This is a genomic window from Pedobacter frigiditerrae (assembly GCF_004331645.1).
Classification (GTDB): domain Bacteria; phylum Bacteroidota; class Bacteroidia; order Sphingobacteriales; family Sphingobacteriaceae; genus Pedobacter; species Pedobacter frigiditerrae.
Window position 1 is genome coordinate 128021 of sequence record NZ_SJSK01000008.1, and the last position, 14804, is coordinate 142824.

The 14804-nt window shown below is 34.8% G+C and carries 15 protein-coding genes; 10 read left to right on the forward strand and 5 right to left on the reverse strand.

The genetic code is table 11. From position 1 onward, the window contains the following. Window positions 1-401: 401 nt before the first annotated feature. Window positions 402-2360: a DNA topoisomerase (ATP-hydrolyzing) subunit B gene (gene gyrB, locus EZ428_RS22590; protein WP_131555622.1), complete on the reverse strand. Its 1959-nt coding sequence runs from the start codon at window positions 2358-2360 to the stop codon at window positions 402-404. A gap of 167 nt (window positions 2361-2527) precedes the next feature. On the opposite strand from gyrB, the gene EZ428_RS22595 reads away from it, so the two are divergent. After that, a complete protein-coding gene (locus EZ428_RS22595) occupies window positions 2528-3130 on the forward strand; it encodes an OmpH family outer membrane protein (RefSeq protein WP_131555623.1) in 603 nt (200 codons plus the stop codon). An 84-nt stretch (window positions 3131-3214) separates the two neighbouring features. Beyond that, the gene (locus tag EZ428_RS22600) at window positions 3215-3586 is read left to right on the forward strand and encodes a nucleoside deaminase (RefSeq protein ID WP_317126466.1); all 372 of its coding nucleotides are present in this window, start codon (window positions 3215-3217) and stop codon (window positions 3584-3586) included. A 197-nt stretch (window positions 3587-3783) separates the two neighbouring features. Here the strand turns inward: EZ428_RS22600 and EZ428_RS22605 are convergent, their stop codons facing one another. Then, window positions 3784-5706 carry a TlpA family protein disulfide reductase gene (locus tag EZ428_RS22605; protein ID WP_165501855.1) on the reverse strand — a complete coding sequence of 641 codons (1923 nt, stop codon included), beginning with the start codon at window positions 5704-5706 and terminating at the stop codon, window positions 3784-3786. Between the two features lie 126 nt (window positions 5707-5832). On the opposite strand from EZ428_RS22605, the gene EZ428_RS22610 reads away from it, so the two are divergent. Continuing rightward, a complete protein-coding gene (locus EZ428_RS22610; protein WP_131555625.1) occupies window positions 5833-6555 on the forward strand; it encodes an EcsC family protein in 723 nt (240 codons plus the stop codon). A gap of 49 nt (window positions 6556-6604) precedes the next feature. Here the strand turns inward: EZ428_RS22610 and EZ428_RS22615 are convergent, their stop codons facing one another. Continuing rightward, window positions 6605-7000 carry an RNA-binding S4 domain-containing protein gene (locus EZ428_RS22615; RefSeq protein WP_131555626.1) on the reverse strand — a complete coding sequence of 132 codons (396 nt, stop codon included), beginning with the start codon at window positions 6998-7000 and terminating at the stop codon, window positions 6605-6607. 62 nt (window positions 7001-7062) lie between these two features. On the opposite strand from EZ428_RS22615, the gene EZ428_RS22620 reads away from it, so the two are divergent. From EZ428_RS22620 to miaA, 7 genes are all read left to right on the forward strand, one after another. Further along, window positions 7063-7881 (forward strand): 2,3,4,5-tetrahydropyridine-2,6-dicarboxylate N-succinyltransferase, encoded by an 819-nt coding sequence (locus EZ428_RS22620; protein ID WP_131555627.1) that lies wholly within the window; start codon window positions 7063-7065, stop codon window positions 7879-7881. Window positions 7882-7889: 8 nt separating this feature from the next. Then, window positions 7890-9104, forward strand: coding sequence for a glycosyltransferase family 4 protein (locus tag EZ428_RS22625; protein WP_131555628.1), 1215 nt, complete (start codon window positions 7890-7892; stop codon window positions 9102-9104). Then, window positions 9101-9871 (forward strand): DUF5672 family protein, encoded by a 771-nt coding sequence (locus EZ428_RS22630; RefSeq protein WP_131555629.1) that lies wholly within the window; start codon window positions 9101-9103, stop codon window positions 9869-9871. The genes EZ428_RS22625 and EZ428_RS22630 overlap by 4 nt, the downstream gene beginning before the upstream one ends. Before the next feature lies 1 nt (window position 9872). Next, the gene (locus tag EZ428_RS22635; RefSeq protein ID WP_131555630.1) at window positions 9873-10436 is read left to right on the forward strand and encodes an L-threonylcarbamoyladenylate synthase; all 564 of its coding nucleotides are present in this window, start codon (window positions 9873-9875) and stop codon (window positions 10434-10436) included. A 109-nt stretch (window positions 10437-10545) separates the two neighbouring features. Further along, window positions 10546-11952 (forward strand): CCA tRNA nucleotidyltransferase, encoded by a 1407-nt coding sequence (locus EZ428_RS22640; RefSeq protein WP_131555631.1) that lies wholly within the window; start codon window positions 10546-10548, stop codon window positions 11950-11952. A gap of 61 nt (window positions 11953-12013) precedes the next feature. Beyond that, window positions 12014-12661, forward strand: coding sequence for an IS1096 element passenger TnpR family protein (locus EZ428_RS22645; RefSeq protein WP_131555632.1), 648 nt, complete (start codon window positions 12014-12016; stop codon window positions 12659-12661). Window positions 12662-12752: 91 nt separating this feature from the next. Next, window positions 12753-13661, forward strand: coding sequence for a tRNA (adenosine(37)-N6)-dimethylallyltransferase MiaA (miaA, locus tag EZ428_RS22650; RefSeq protein ID WP_131555633.1), 909 nt, complete (start codon window positions 12753-12755; stop codon window positions 13659-13661). Between the two features lie 13 nt (window positions 13662-13674). Here the strand turns inward: miaA and EZ428_RS22655 are convergent, their stop codons facing one another. Both EZ428_RS22655 and EZ428_RS22660 read right to left on the reverse strand, forming a co-directional pair. Then, complete coding sequence (locus tag EZ428_RS22655; RefSeq protein ID WP_131555634.1) at window positions 13675-13989, reverse strand: DUF3467 domain-containing protein; 315 nt, start codon at window positions 13987-13989, stop codon at window positions 13675-13677. Window positions 13990-14055: 66 nt separating this feature from the next. After that, window positions 14056-14796 carry a hypothetical protein gene (locus tag EZ428_RS22660; protein WP_131555635.1) on the reverse strand — a complete coding sequence of 247 codons (741 nt, stop codon included), beginning with the start codon at window positions 14794-14796 and terminating at the stop codon, window positions 14056-14058. Window positions 14797-14804: the final 8 nt, after the last annotated feature.

The window sequence follows — 14804 nt, forward strand, 5'->3', positions numbered from 1 at the left end:
GACATGGCTAGAAATAATGTAATTAATATGTATATACAACAATAAATAATTGGAAGTTCAAATTTCTTGCTTCCATTAAAGTTATCCTGCTTTTTTAAAGTCTTTTTTAAGCTTTGCTTCACAAAAAGCATAACACTTCAGGTCTATTTACTAAAACTTATGCTAGCAAAACCACTCATAGTTGCACAATCCCAGCATTTTAAACATGGTTGTAATGGAAAGCCCGCAGGCGCGGTACGAGACGAGGACTTGGAATGCAAAACGGGAATGATGGAGCCAAAAAGTACTGCAATTGTTTTTCAAAAAATATTGTATGAGGAAGATTGGGTTTAATAAAAAGACCCTTCAAGTTAATTCTTGAAGGGTCTTTATTTCGCTTTCAGCTTTAGACTTTCAGCTTTCTATGCATCTATCTTAGCATATTTTGCATTACGCTCAATAAACTCTCTACGTGGCGCAACTTCGTCGCCCATTAACATAGAGAAAGTATGATCACATTCCGCAGCATTTTCTATTGTTGCTTTTAACAAAGTACGTCTAGCTGGATCTAGCGTGGTATCCCACAATTGCTCTGCATTCATCTCACCCAAACCTTTATAACGTTGTATGTGAACGCTTTCTTCTTTACCTGCACCTTTTAAACGTTGTACAGCCTGATCACGTTGAACGTCATTCCAGCAATATTCAAACTCTTTACCTTTTTTAACTTGATAAAGTGGTGGTGCAGCAATGTAAACGTAACCAGCTTCAATTAATGCTTTCATGTAACGAAAGAAGAATGTTAAAATCAACGTAGTAATGTGCGACCCGTCGATATCAGCATCCGTCATGATTACAATTTTGTGGTAACGAAGTTTCGTGATATTTAAGGCTTTATCGTCTTCAGGTGTTCCAATACTTACACCTAATGCAGTAAACATATTTTTAATCTCGTCATTCTCGTAGATTTTGTGCTCCATTGCTTTTTCCACGTTCAGGATTTTTCCTTTTAATGGTAGAATAGCTTGGAAATTACGATCACGACCTTGCTTAGCAGTTCCACCTGCAGAATCTCCCTCTACAAGGTATAACTCACATTTTTCTGGATCGCTATCAGAACAATCGGCAAGTTTCCCTGGTAAACCAGAACCGCCCATTACACTTTTTCGCTGAACCATTTCACGAGCCTTACGAGCTGCTGCTCTAGCCGTTGCAGCCAAAATAACCTTGTTAACGATCATTCTAGCTTCTTTTGGATATTCTTCTAAGTAAATGCCCAAAGCCTCGCCTACTGCAATGTCTACAGCTCCCATTACCTCGCTATTGCCTAGCTTGGTTTTAGTTTGACCTTCAAATTGTGGCTCCTGAACTTTCACGGAAACCACAGCTGTTAAACCTTCTCTAAAGTCGTCTCCAGTGATTTCGAACTTTACATTCTTAAGCAAGCCTGATTTTTCAGCATAAGCTTTTAAAGTACGTGTTAAACCACGTCTAAAACCAGCAATGTGCGTTCCACCTTCGTGGGTATTGATATTGTTTACGTAAGAGTGAACATTTTCGGAGTAGCTATCATTATACTGCATTGCTAGCTCAACCGGAATACCATTTTTAATTCCCTCTACATAAATTGGCTCAGGAATTAATGAAGGACGAGTTCCATCTAAAAACTGAACAAATTCTTTTAATCCACCCTCAGACTTAAAAACTTCGGTTAAAAATGTACCATCAGCTAATGTTTCACGCTCATCAACCAATGTTAAGCTAATCCCTTTATTTAAGAATGATAGCTCACGTAAACGAGAAGCTAAAGTATCGAAACGATATTCTGTTGTTTGAGTAAAAATTGTAGCATCTGGACTAAATGTTACGATTGTACCACGTTTTTCAGTAGTCCCAATTTTTTTAACATCATATAAAGGTTTACCTATATTATATTCTTGTACCCAAACTTCACCTTCACGATGAACTTCAGCTCTCAAGTGCGTAGATAAAGCGTTAACGCAACTTACACCAACGCCATGCAGGCCACCAGAAACTTTATAGGTGTCTTTATCAAATTTACCACCAGCGTGTAAAACCGTCATTACGATTTCTAATGCTGATTTATTTTCTTTCTTATTTATTCCGGTTGGAATACCGCGACCATTATCTTCTACCCTAATCGAATTATCTTTTAGAATATTCACATAAATTGTATCTGCGTGACCAGCCAATGCCTCATCTATCGAGTTATCTACAACTTCATAAACCAGGTGGTGCAAACCTTTAATTCCGGTATCACCGATATACATCGAAGGACGCTTACGAACAGCCTCTAAACCTTCTAAAACCTGTATATTATCGGCTCCATAATTTGAGTTTGGATCTTTTTCTTCGCTCATAATTTCATTTAATACATAAAGAATCAAAAATAACCATTTTTTACCACTTAAGCCACATTGTGGATAACTATTTGAGTGTTGAAATCATCTGTTTTTCGATTAAAAAACACCTATTTTTAGGATAGTCCATTTTGATTTTTATATTTGCTAAAATTTAATAAAACAGAATGAAGATAACTACATTAAAAGTAAGCAGTTTAGCTACTGCAATAGCAATAGTTTCGGTACTGTCTGCTTGTGGAAATAAGGATACAAAAACTGATGCAACAGCTGCAAAAACATCTAGTGCAACTGTGGCTGCTGATGAGAAAATCGTTTACGTTAACTCTGACTCATTGTTAACTAAATACGAATATGCTAAAGACATTAAAGCTAAAATGGAAACTAAAGGCAAAGCAGCTGAAGCCGACCTAGCAGCAAAAGGCCAAGCTTTCCAACGTGAAGTACAAGCTTACCAAGCACAAGCCAATACTTTACCTGCTGACCAAAGAGCTGCAACCGAGCAAAGGTTACAACGTAAAGACCAAGAGTTAAAGGCTTATCAGCAAAACGCTGGTGCAGCTTTGCAAAACGAAAATGCCAAAGAACAAGAAGCGCTTTACAACAAAATTGCTGATTATTTGAAAACCTATTCGAAATCTAAAGGCTATAAAATGGTGTTAACTTATTCAAAAGGTAACAGTGCTATTTTATTTGCTGATGAAACTTTAGATGTAACTACTCCGGTACTCGTTGGCTTAAATGAAGCTTATTTAAAAGACAAGAAATAGTTAACAGTTGCTAGTTGGCAGTTAAAAAATTGAAATATTAAGATGCTCCAATTCGGAGCATTTTTTTTGTCCTAAAGAATAATTATGGAAAACAAACAACACGAAAAATTTATGCGAATTGCCATTCGCTTATCTGAGCAAAATGTACTTCAAAGCATAGGTGGCCCATTTGGTGCTGTTGTAGTAAAGGATGGAAAAGTTATTGCAAAAAGCGGCAACAAAGTAACGACCAGCAATGACCCAACTGCACATGCAGAGGTATCTGCAATTAGACTTGCTTGCAAGAAATTGAAAACATTCGATTTAAGTGGGACTGTGATTTATACAAGTTGCGAGCCTTGCCCAATGTGTTTAGGTGCAATTTACTGGAGTAGAATTGAAACTATTTATTACGGGAATACAAAAGCGGACGCAGCCGCAATTAACTTCGATGATAATTTATCTATGACGAATTAGATAAGCCCATGAACAAGCGCCAATTGCCAATTAAGCAATTATTAAGAGATGAATCTTTACAGGCTTTTAAGCTTTGGGAACAATCGCCAATGAAGATTGATTATTAAGGCGAACATTAAAGCCACAGATTCGTAGATTAAATCTCTAAACCTGTGGCTTAATTTTAGAAAATGGTCACTCTTAGCCATTCGAGAACTCTATTTACTTGCAGTTTTCGTTGCTGCCTTCGCCATTTCAATCATCATATCTAGCTCTTTAACTGTTCCTTCTGCGCTTCCTGAGAAACCAACTTTTGTAAACCTAATGTTTCCGTTTCCGTCTACAATAAATTTATTCGGAATACCATCTACCTTGTATTTTTCAATTACATCAAACTTGCTTTGATCGTCCTTATTTTTTGTATCTAACAAGATGTTAAAGGTATAGGTTGTTGTTGCCAACCAATCTTTAACCACTTTTTCTCTGGCCTCTTCTGTTTGCAAAGTATTAATAAACAAGAAGGCTACATTTGGATCATTTTTGTATTTATCAACTGCCTTTTGCATTCCAGGAAAAGAAGCAATGCATGGACCACACCAAGTAGCCCAATAATCAACTATTACAACCTTACCTTTTAGTGCAGCCAGATCAACCTTTTCTCCTTTTAGATTCATTAATGCAAATATCGGCGCAGGCATATTAATCATTTCCTTTGCCCATTTTGCCTTTTCCTTTTCAATGGCTACTTTTTCTAGAGCAGCATAATAAACATCAAATGAAGTTGTCCCTCTATAGACAGATTTCAAATCCAATTTCATTTGGTCAGTTCCTTGTCCGTCTTTTATAAATCTTTCTGCATAAGTTACAACCTTATCATTTTTTCCTGCTTTTGCTAAAAAAGTAACGTATCTACTATTCATCTCTGCGCTGCTGAAGTTGTTCTTTGTAACAGCCTCTTCTTGCAATTTTAATGCTTCTTCATATTTACCCAATTGATCTAGCAAAACGGCATAAGTATCTGCGTAAGATGCATAGCTTCCATCAAGACCTTTTAAATATTCATCCTTCGAAGAATAATAATCTGGCATTGGATCATTTTTAGCAGCTTCAATTAATTCTAAAGATTTTTTTGAAATTTTTGATGCATATTCTAGATTCTCTTTCTTTTCTGCACTAGCCCAAGCATAACTGTTATATAGACTTGCCAGTGTTGTTTTGCTTGTAACCTTATTGGAGTAAAATTCAAATTTTTCGTTGTTTTTTGCTAAACCATAGGCACTTGCTAACTGAGCATAAAATCCTGTAATTTTATCTGCGTCAGCCTTTTTACTTAAGTCTAAGTTATAATCCTTAATTAATGAATTTACCATTTCTTCCATTTTGGCTGCATCTTTTTCTCTATATATGGCATTAGCGTTTTGTGAATAAACATAAGTTCCCTTTGGATATTTAGTCTTAACAATAGCATAAACAGAATCAGCTGCAGGTTTTTTCTTTAGTAGTGTATAAAGACTTGCAATTTTTGTCAAATCATCTTCCTTTTGGTTTTTAGAGGCATTCAATGCAGTAATTTGATCATTTGTCATATTTGCACCCGCAACTTTATCCACAGCTAATTGAAGAGATAAATAATTTACCAAAAACTTCGATTTCAAAGCTAGATCGACAGTAAATGCTTTATCAAATGCTATTAAAGCTTTATTTTTATCTGCTTTTGCCCCTGCATAAGCGGCCCCATATCCATTATAAAACTGTGCTTCCCAATAGTAGGCCATTGCAGTTGGTTTTCCACCTTTATACATCAAAGTGTAGTAACCGTTTGGATTATCATCTTTTTCTTTGCCAACAGAAAATGCCAACAATACAAATGCAGTACTATCTACGGTAGGTACATCACCTTTAAAAACTTGCCCATCTTTAGTTAGTGTAACTTGTACAGGTTTAATTTTTGTATTGATCGTTGTATACGCCGTACATTTCAAATCAGCTAACTTATCAAGTTTCCCACCTGACGGATCATACACAAAAGATAATAGCTGACCAGCTTCTGGTGCAGCTGAAGAAAATTTAACTGACTGAGCATTTGATCTCGAAATAACCAATGCCATTAATAAGAAGATTAACAATGATATTTTTTTCATAAAACAAGAATTAGGTGAAACAACAACTAAATATATAGTTTGTTTTTGAGATTTGCAAAATTTTGTAATAAACATCAAATAATTAGTCTAACTAATTGACGGAATGATTTTTGACTAATATTAAACATGGATAACTACGAAGCTCAAATAAAGTTAGAATTACAATTTTGGGAATTGGAATTGATGAAAAAACCATCTCTTCTTGGCAATTTAGCAACCAAGGTGCAGACCAAAATAAACAGTTACATTCCAGCAAAAGTTCATAAAGCAATTACTGCAGCAATTAAACAAATGGTTAAAGCTGTTTTGTTTGGCTCTACTTATACAACTTCGGCTATGCCAGATGAAGAAATGAGCTTATTGCACAGGGAAGCTTTAGTAAAATCGAAAGTTGACAGCTTTAGTAAAACTGGTGCAGCCGAAGGTGGAATAACCGGAGCAGGTGGTTTTTTAATGAGCATGGCTGATTTTCCAATACTAATTGGCATTAAAATAAAAATGCTTTTTGAAATCGCAGCTCTTTATGGTTTTGATGTTAAAGACTATCGTGAAAGGCTATACATTCTTCATATTTTCCAACTGGCTTTTTCTAGCAAAGTAGGAACTCAAAATGTATACAAACAGATGCAAAACTGGGATCAAAAATTAATTGTATTGCCCGAGAGCGCAGATCAATTCGATTGGCAAACTTTTCAGCAAGAATATAGAGATTATATAGATTTGGCTAAAATGGCACAACTACTTCCCGTTGTGGGTGCAGCTGTAGGCGCAGTCGCTAATTACCAATTGATACAAAAGCTTGGTAAAACTGCAATGATGGCTTATAGGGTTAGAGTAGTGAGTCGTTAGTCTTAAATCTAGTGTCAAAACGTACTAACGAACCAACGACACCGATAAACTATTCCTCGTAAAGTCCACCAATTAAATCATCAGTTTCTCTTCTGTCTTTTTTAGTCGGCCTGCCTGTTCCCCTGTCTCGTTTTAAACTTGGTGCATGAAACATCGATTTGTAAGCGTGGGTTTCTTCCACAGGTGTGATATCTCTATACTTTGTTATTGCAATTTTTGCATCAACCCTATTATATAAAAGCTCGATAACTTCTATTACCTTTTTCTCTATTCCTTTAGAAACTTGATACACTTCCCCTACCTTAACAATAGCTGAAGGCTTTAAATTTTGACCGTTAAATTTCACCCGACCAGCTTTGCAGGCATCGGTCGCCAAACTTCTGGTTTTAAACAATCTTATTGCCCAGAGATATTTATCTATCCTTAATTTCTCTTTTTCAGTCATAAAAATCAAAAATACAACGCTCAATAGATAAAATTGATTTATTTTGTAAAAAATTAAAAAAAATGATTGGAGAATTAAAAAAATTAGTAGAAGCTGCTTGGGAAGATAGATCTTTATTAACCTACAACAACTATTGCGAGGCAATTGAAGAAGTAATTTTGAGATTAGATAAAGGCGAGTTGCGTGTTGCAGAACCTATTTTAAATTCTTGGGGAATAAACGAATGGATTAAAAAAGCCGTGATTTTATATTTCCCAATCAAAGAAATGAAAGAAATTAAAGTTGGACCATTTGTTTACCATGATAAAATGGAATTAAAAACCAACTATAAAGAACAAGGTGTGCGTGTTGTACCTATGGCTAGTGCCCGTTATGGTGCTTTTTTAGCTAAAGGTGTAATCATGATGCCTTCTTATGTAAACATTGGTGCTTATGTTGACGAAGGTACAATGGTTGATACTTGGGCAACAGTTGGTTCATGCGCTCAAATCGGAAAACGTGTTCACTTAAGTGGTGGTGTTGGAATTGGAGGTGTTTTAGAACCTGTTCAAGCAGCTCCTGTAATTATTGAAGACGATTGTTTCTTAGGTTCTAGAGCAATTGTTGTTGAAGGCGTAAAATTGGAGAAAGAGGTTGTTTTAGGTGCAAATGTTGTATTAACAGCATCTACAAAAATTATTGATGTAACTGGTCCTACTCCAGTAGAATATAAAGGATATGTGCCTTCTCGTTCGGTTGTTATTCCAGGCTCATACACCAAAAAATTCCCTGCCGGAGATTTCCAGGTTCCATGCGCTTTAATTATTGGAAAACGTAAAGAATCTACAGATAAAAAAACTTCTCTAAATGATGCATTAAGAGAAAATAATGTAGCTGTTTAAGCAAAAAGGTGAAAGAAAAAAGCGAAAAGCTAACTCACAAAGCCGAAAGTCCTGAACTTGAGCAATCAAGCTTTGGTCTTTCGGCTTTTGGATTTAAGCTCAAAATAGGTTACGACGGTAAACGTGCGGCAAATAATTTAACCGGCCTAGGCAATTACAGCCGATCGTTGATTGAACATTTAGCCGTACAATTTCCAGAAAATCAATATTTCATTTACACACCTAAAAAAAAGGAAGCAATTGTAAACTTACCCTTGTTTACAAAGCTAAATGTTTACCTAGAACTACCTCAAGAAGGAAAATCCAAATTGTTCTGGAGAAGTATAAGCATCAAAAAACAGCTTTTAGCAGACAAAATCGAACTATTTCACGGTTTAAGTCATGAAATTCCTTTCGGCATACAGCACACCGGAATTAAGAGTATTGTAACGATGCATGACTTGATCTTTCTTCGAAAACCACACTATTATAATCTTATAGATAGGCTTATTTATAAGTTTAAAAGTAAATATGCTTGTGATAATGCTGATAGGATTATCGCCATCAGCGAAAAAACAAAAGAGGACATTGTAGAACTTTATAATATCAATCCTTCAAAAATTGATGTAATTTATCAAAGCTGCGATGATAGTTTTAAAACTTTATCGGGCATTGCTGAAAAAGAAAAAATACAGGAAAAATACAAGCTTTCAGATAAATTCATATTGAATGTTGGCACCATTGAGGCGAGAAAAAATCTTTTACTCATTATCAAAGCGTTACCGAAAATAGATGTTGACTTTAAACTCGTTGTTGTTGGCAAAGAAACCGCATATACAGCTTTGGTAAAAAAGGAAATAGAAAATTTGGGTTTACTACACAGGGTAATTTTCCTTAAAAAAGTTCCTTTTAGTGATTTACCTTTAATTTATCAACTGGCTAGTCTTTTTGTTCTTCCATCATACTATGAAGGCTTTGGAATTCCAGTAATTGAGGCATTATACAGCAATGTTCCAGTAATTGCAGCAATTGGCTCTTGTTTGGAAGAAGCGGGCGGACCAAATAGTATTTATGTTTCTCCAGATAACGAAGTTGATTTAGCAAATGCAATAAACAAAGTTTTAACTGACAAAGGGTTGCAGGAAACAATGAAACAAAAAGGGCTTGAATACGTTCAAAAATTCAATAATGAAATAGTTAATAAACAGCTGATGGATTGCTATTTAAAAACAATCAAACAATGAAACGTTGTGTAGTCATTTTTCCACTTTACCAAAAACCAACAGCAATTGAACTGGCTTTTTTAGAAAATGGTTTACAGTTAACTAAAGGATTTAAACAAGTTATTGTTGCACCAGAGGGATTAATGGTTGATAAATCATTTGGTCAATTGGAGCAGTTAGAAGTAAAAAGATTTGCCAAGCATTATTTTGAAGGCATTAGTGGTTACAATCATCTTTTATTATCAAAAGGTTTTTATACGGCATTCGGTTTATATGATTTCATGTTAATTCACCAGGCAGATGTTTATCTTTTTAAAGATGAGTTACAAGCTTGGTGCGAAAAAGATTATGATTATATTGGTTCTCCTTGGTTTAGACCAGACAAGTTGAATAGAAATGCCGTTTACAATTTAGGGCAGAAAATAAAGCTCTCCTTTAAAAAAAATAAAATCTATGGAGATAGATACAACAAAGTTGGTAATGGCGGTTTGTCGCTTCGCAAAATAAGCTCAGCTTTAAAAGTTTTAGCGGTAGTAGAACAATCATTACTAAATAAGTATATAAAAGCTGAAGGTGATAATTTTAATGAGGATATTTTTTGGTCATTAGAAGCTCCACTGTTTGCAGAATTTAAAATCCCCCAATGGGAAGAAGGAATGAAGTTTGCAGTTGAATTTCATCCGGCAGTTGCCTATAATTATTTAGGAGAAACGCTACCTTTCGGTTGTCATGCTCCATTAAAACATAATCCAGAATTCTGGAAAAAGTTTATTCCAATTATTAAGTAAGATGAGACAGGAAATTAATAATGTACTTGAAGTTTTAAAAAATGGTGGCGTAATTCTTTATCCTACAGATACCGTTTGGGGTTTAGGTTGCGATGCTACTAATGAAGAAGCAGTTGCGAAGGTAAATGCTATCAAAGGGCGTAGCACTGATAAAAGTTTGATTATCCTTTTAGATAATGAAAACAAGTTACAAAGTTATGTTACGGAAATCCCCGAAGTAGCTTATGAGTTAATTGAATATGCAGAGAACCCTATGACGATTGTTTTTTCTGGCGCAAAAAACTTAGCCAAAAATGTAATTAACGTGGATGGAACTATAGGCATCCGCATTGTTAAACATAATTTCTGTGAGCAATTACTGCAGCGTTTTCGTAAACCAATAGTTTCAACTTCTGCCAATATAAGTGGCGAGCCAACACCTAAATTTTTCGATGAAATTAGCGATGAAGTAAAAAGCGCTGTTGATTACATTGTTGATTTTGACCAGGAAAATCACACTGTAAAAAAACCTTCTACCATTATTAAATTAGGTCCATCTGGGCAATTTGAGTTTATACGTAAGTAATTTTACTATTTTTGCATAAATTATAGCCCTGCTAGTCATCCTGAATTTACTTCAGGGTCTTTATGCTAAAAAGATGTTGAAATAAATTCAGCATGACCATGACAAAATTATGCAACAACACCTATCAAATCCAATATTTAAAGTATTAGCAAACATTGCTGAACAAACCAAAACAGAAGCTTATGTTATTGGTGGTTTTGTAAGGGATTTATTTTTAAATCGCCCTTCTAAAGATATTGACATAGTAATACTTGGTAATGGGATTGATTTTGCAGAAAAGGTTGGTCAACAATTAAAAACAAAAGTTGCCGTATTTAAGAATTTCGGCACAGCGATGCTGAAGTACAACGATTTAGAAATAGAGTTTGTTGGTGCCAGAAAAGAATCTTATCGCTCTGATTCTCGAAAACCCATTGTAGAAAATGGAACTTTAGAAGACGATCAATTACGCAGGGACTTCACAATCAATGCATTAGCCATATCTCTTAATGCTTCAAATTATGGTAGCTTGGTTGATCCATTTAATGGACTGGCAGATTTAGAGAACAAATTTATTCGTACGCCATTAGATCCCAAAATTACTTTTTCTGATGATCCATTAAGGATGATGCGTGCCATCCGCTTTGCTACACAATTAAATTTTCAAATTGATGATAATGCCATACAAGCTATCAAAACGCAGAATGAACGAATTAGCATTGTTTCAAAAGAACGAATAACGGATGAGCTAAATAAAATCATCTTGGCAAAAACACCTTCAATTGGTTTTAAGCACCTGTTTGATACTGGATTATTACACCTAATTTTCCCTCAAATGGCAAATCTTTATGGTGTTGATATCATTAAAGGGAAAGGACATAAAGATAATTTCTATCATACTTTACAGGTTTTAGATAACATTTGCGAAACAACTGATGACCTATGGTTACGCTGGGCAGCAATTTTACATGATATTGCTAAACCTGCTACCAAAAGATTTGAAGAAGGACACGGTTGGACCTTCCACGGTCATGAAGATAAAGGAGCCAGAATGGTTCCTCAAATTTTCGCTCAATTGAAATTACCATTGAATGAAAAAATGAAATACGTTCAAAAATTGGTTCAATTACATTTACGACCAATTGTTTTAGCACAAGAAAAAGTAACAGATTCAGCAGTAAGAAGATTATTATTTGAAGCTGGAGAGGAGATTGAAAGTTTAATGGCGTTATGCAATGCTGATGTAACTACAAAAAACGAATACAAAATTAAGAAATATCGCAACAACTTTGAGTTAGTTAAACAAAAACTTAAAGATGTTGAAGAACGTGACCAATTACGGAACTGGCAACCGCCAATTTCCGGAAATGATATCATGCAAACCTTTGGTTTAGATGCTGGTAGAGAGGTAGGACTACTTAAAAATGCAATAAGAGAAGCGATATTAGAAGGCGAAATAACAAACAGTTATGAAGAAGCGTTTAACTTTATGCTAGAAAAAGCTAAACAATTAGGCTTAAACCAAGTTACAAAGTGAGCTTAAGGCTACGAAATAATTTTTTATTTCTTAATTTTACAGAAAGATACAGAACACCACAATGGCAATTTATAGATTTAAAATTTCTTTTGAAGATTTTGACGACGTAGTAAGAGAAATCGATATTAAAACTACTCAAACTTTTGAAGATTTACATAGGGCAATCCATCGTTCTACTGGCTACAATGCTGATAAATCATCATCATTTTATGTAAGTACAGATAACTGGATTAAGGGTGATGAAATTGCATTGTTACCAAATGAGCGCAAAGTGAATAATGGAGTAGCTTTAATGGAGAAATCTAAATTGAGTAACTTTATTGAAGACCCACATCAAAAATTTTATTACATCTACAACTTTGAACGTCCGTTTGATTTTCACGTAGAATTGATTAAAATCATTCTAGAAAACGATCCAAATATCGAGTATCCTTTCTTAGTAAAAAGTACTGGAGAAGCTCCAAAAATCATCGAAAAAAATGCTGGGGGTTTTGCAGTAAGCACTGCAGCAGCATCTACAGATTTCGACTTTTTAAATGAAATGGATTTTGTGCCAGAAGACACCGAAGAATTAGAAGCAATGGGAGGAAGAGGTATCATGGCGGAAGAAGTAGATGATACTGAAGAAGAGGAAGAAAAAGATGAATTTGCCGACGGCGATGATTATGCCGATGAAGAATTCGGAAGCGGTAAAGAAGAAGACTATTAATTTTACTGTCGTTTCGAACGAGAAACGAGGAGAAATCTCTGCTTATTTTTCACTGAACAATAGTTTAGTTACTGCAATTAAGTTAATATAAATGCAAATCAGCCAAAAAACCTTAATTGTAATAGTTGGGCCAACAGCAATAGGTAAAACTGCACTAGCTATAAAGTTAGCGCAGTTTTATCAAAGTGAGATTATCTCTGCAGATTCAAGACAGTTCTTTCAAGAAATGCATATCGGCACCGCCAAACCTTCAACAGAAGAGTTGGCTACTGCACCTCATCATTTTATAAATTCCCATAGCGTAAAAACATTTTTTAGCACAGGCGATTTTGAAGTTCAAGCGTTGCAATTGATGGATGAGCTGTTCAAAAAGCATAATGTTATGATTATGGTTGGCGGCTCTGGTTTATATATCGATGCTGTTTGCAAAGGTTTGGATGATTTACCAGAAATAGACCTTAATATTCGTGAAGCACTAAATGAAAAATTAGCTGCTGAAGGAATTGAATCAATCAAAAAACAACTTCAAGAATTAGACCCAGAATATTACGAAAAAGTAGACCAATCTAATCCTCAAAGAATGATCAGAGGTTTAGAGGTTGTGCTTTCTAGCGGCGAAAAATTAAGCTCATTTTTAACGTCAAATAAAAAAGAAAGACCTTTTCAAATCATCAAAATTGGTTTAAATATGGATAGGGCTTTGCTTTACGACCGTATCAATCATCGCGTAGATTTAATGATAGAAGCTGGTTTATTAGAAGAAGCCAGATCGCTCCTTCCCCATCGGCAATACAATGCTTTAAACACTGTTGGTTATTCAGAATTATTCGATTATTTTGATGGTAAAACAGATTTAACTTCCGCAGTTTCGATGATTAAACAAAACACGCGTCGTTTTGCAAAAAGGCAACTCACCTGGTTCAGACGAGATGAAAAAACAGCTTGGTTTGAGCCAAATCAGGTTGATGATATTATTCAATATCTCAATTCGTCAATCTAAAATCGTAAATAAATTAGGCTTGCGCAGTTGGCCCGCCAAAATTCATTGGAAAGCCTGGAGGCTCTTCTTGAGTTTTAATTCTTCCATTTGCCACCTCGTATTTCTCTATATTATCTTGTATGGCATGCAATAATCGTTTAGCATGTTCTGGCGTTAAAATAATTCTCGATTTAACTTTTGCTTTTGGCACACCTGGCATTACTCTTATAAAATCCAATACAAATTCTGTATTTGAATGAGTAATGATGGCTAAATTAGAAAAAATCCCCTCTGCAATCTCTTCAGATAATTCTATGTTAAGTTGGTTTTCGTTTTGTTGTTCTTCCATAAAACAAAACTAGCGCTTTAAAAATTAAAGCGCTAGTTTGTTCACTAATATTTTCAATTTATTTAATTATCTGTAATAATATTTTTGCCCTTCGTTACTTCCATCCAATAATTTCATACTAGTTGCGTAACCAGCACTATTGTACTCATAAGTCCTTTTTTGTGCATTAGTAAGCGTACCATTTAGCGTTTTAATTTCAGTTACATTATTTTTTGAAGCAGGGTTTCCGTAAAAAACGACTGAAATTCCGTCAGCCAAACTATAAGGATTTAACTTATCATCATATGTAGTATAAGTTGTGATATAAGTGCCTGAAGAAGCGGTGGCAAGGTTGTCACCATTCCAAGTATATTCTGCATTATAAGGAGTAATAGCTGTATTTGTATACACAATTCCAATTTTACTGATTTTACCAGCAGCATTATAAGTAATGGTTTTAGTATTTGCATTTGTTCCACCATCTGCATAAACAACTTTAACTAACTGACCAGCAGAACTATATTCTATTGTATAAGTAACGATAAGTCCTTGTTTTAACGTTCCTGTAAGCGACGCTAATTTATTTGATGAATCAAATGCTACAGTGTAGGTTGTTCCTCCATAAATTAAGCTAGTCATGGTTCCTTTAGTATCATAAATAAATTCTGCACTAAGTGATTCTGTTCCAGTGGAAGGATTCCAAAAAACTACTTTGGCTAATTGAGGTGTTACAGTAGGCTCTGGAGTTTCACTTTTTTTGCAAGATGTTAATCCTACAGTTGCTAAAACAACAAATAAAAGCGTTAGTTTAGAGATATAATTTTTCATTGTTTATG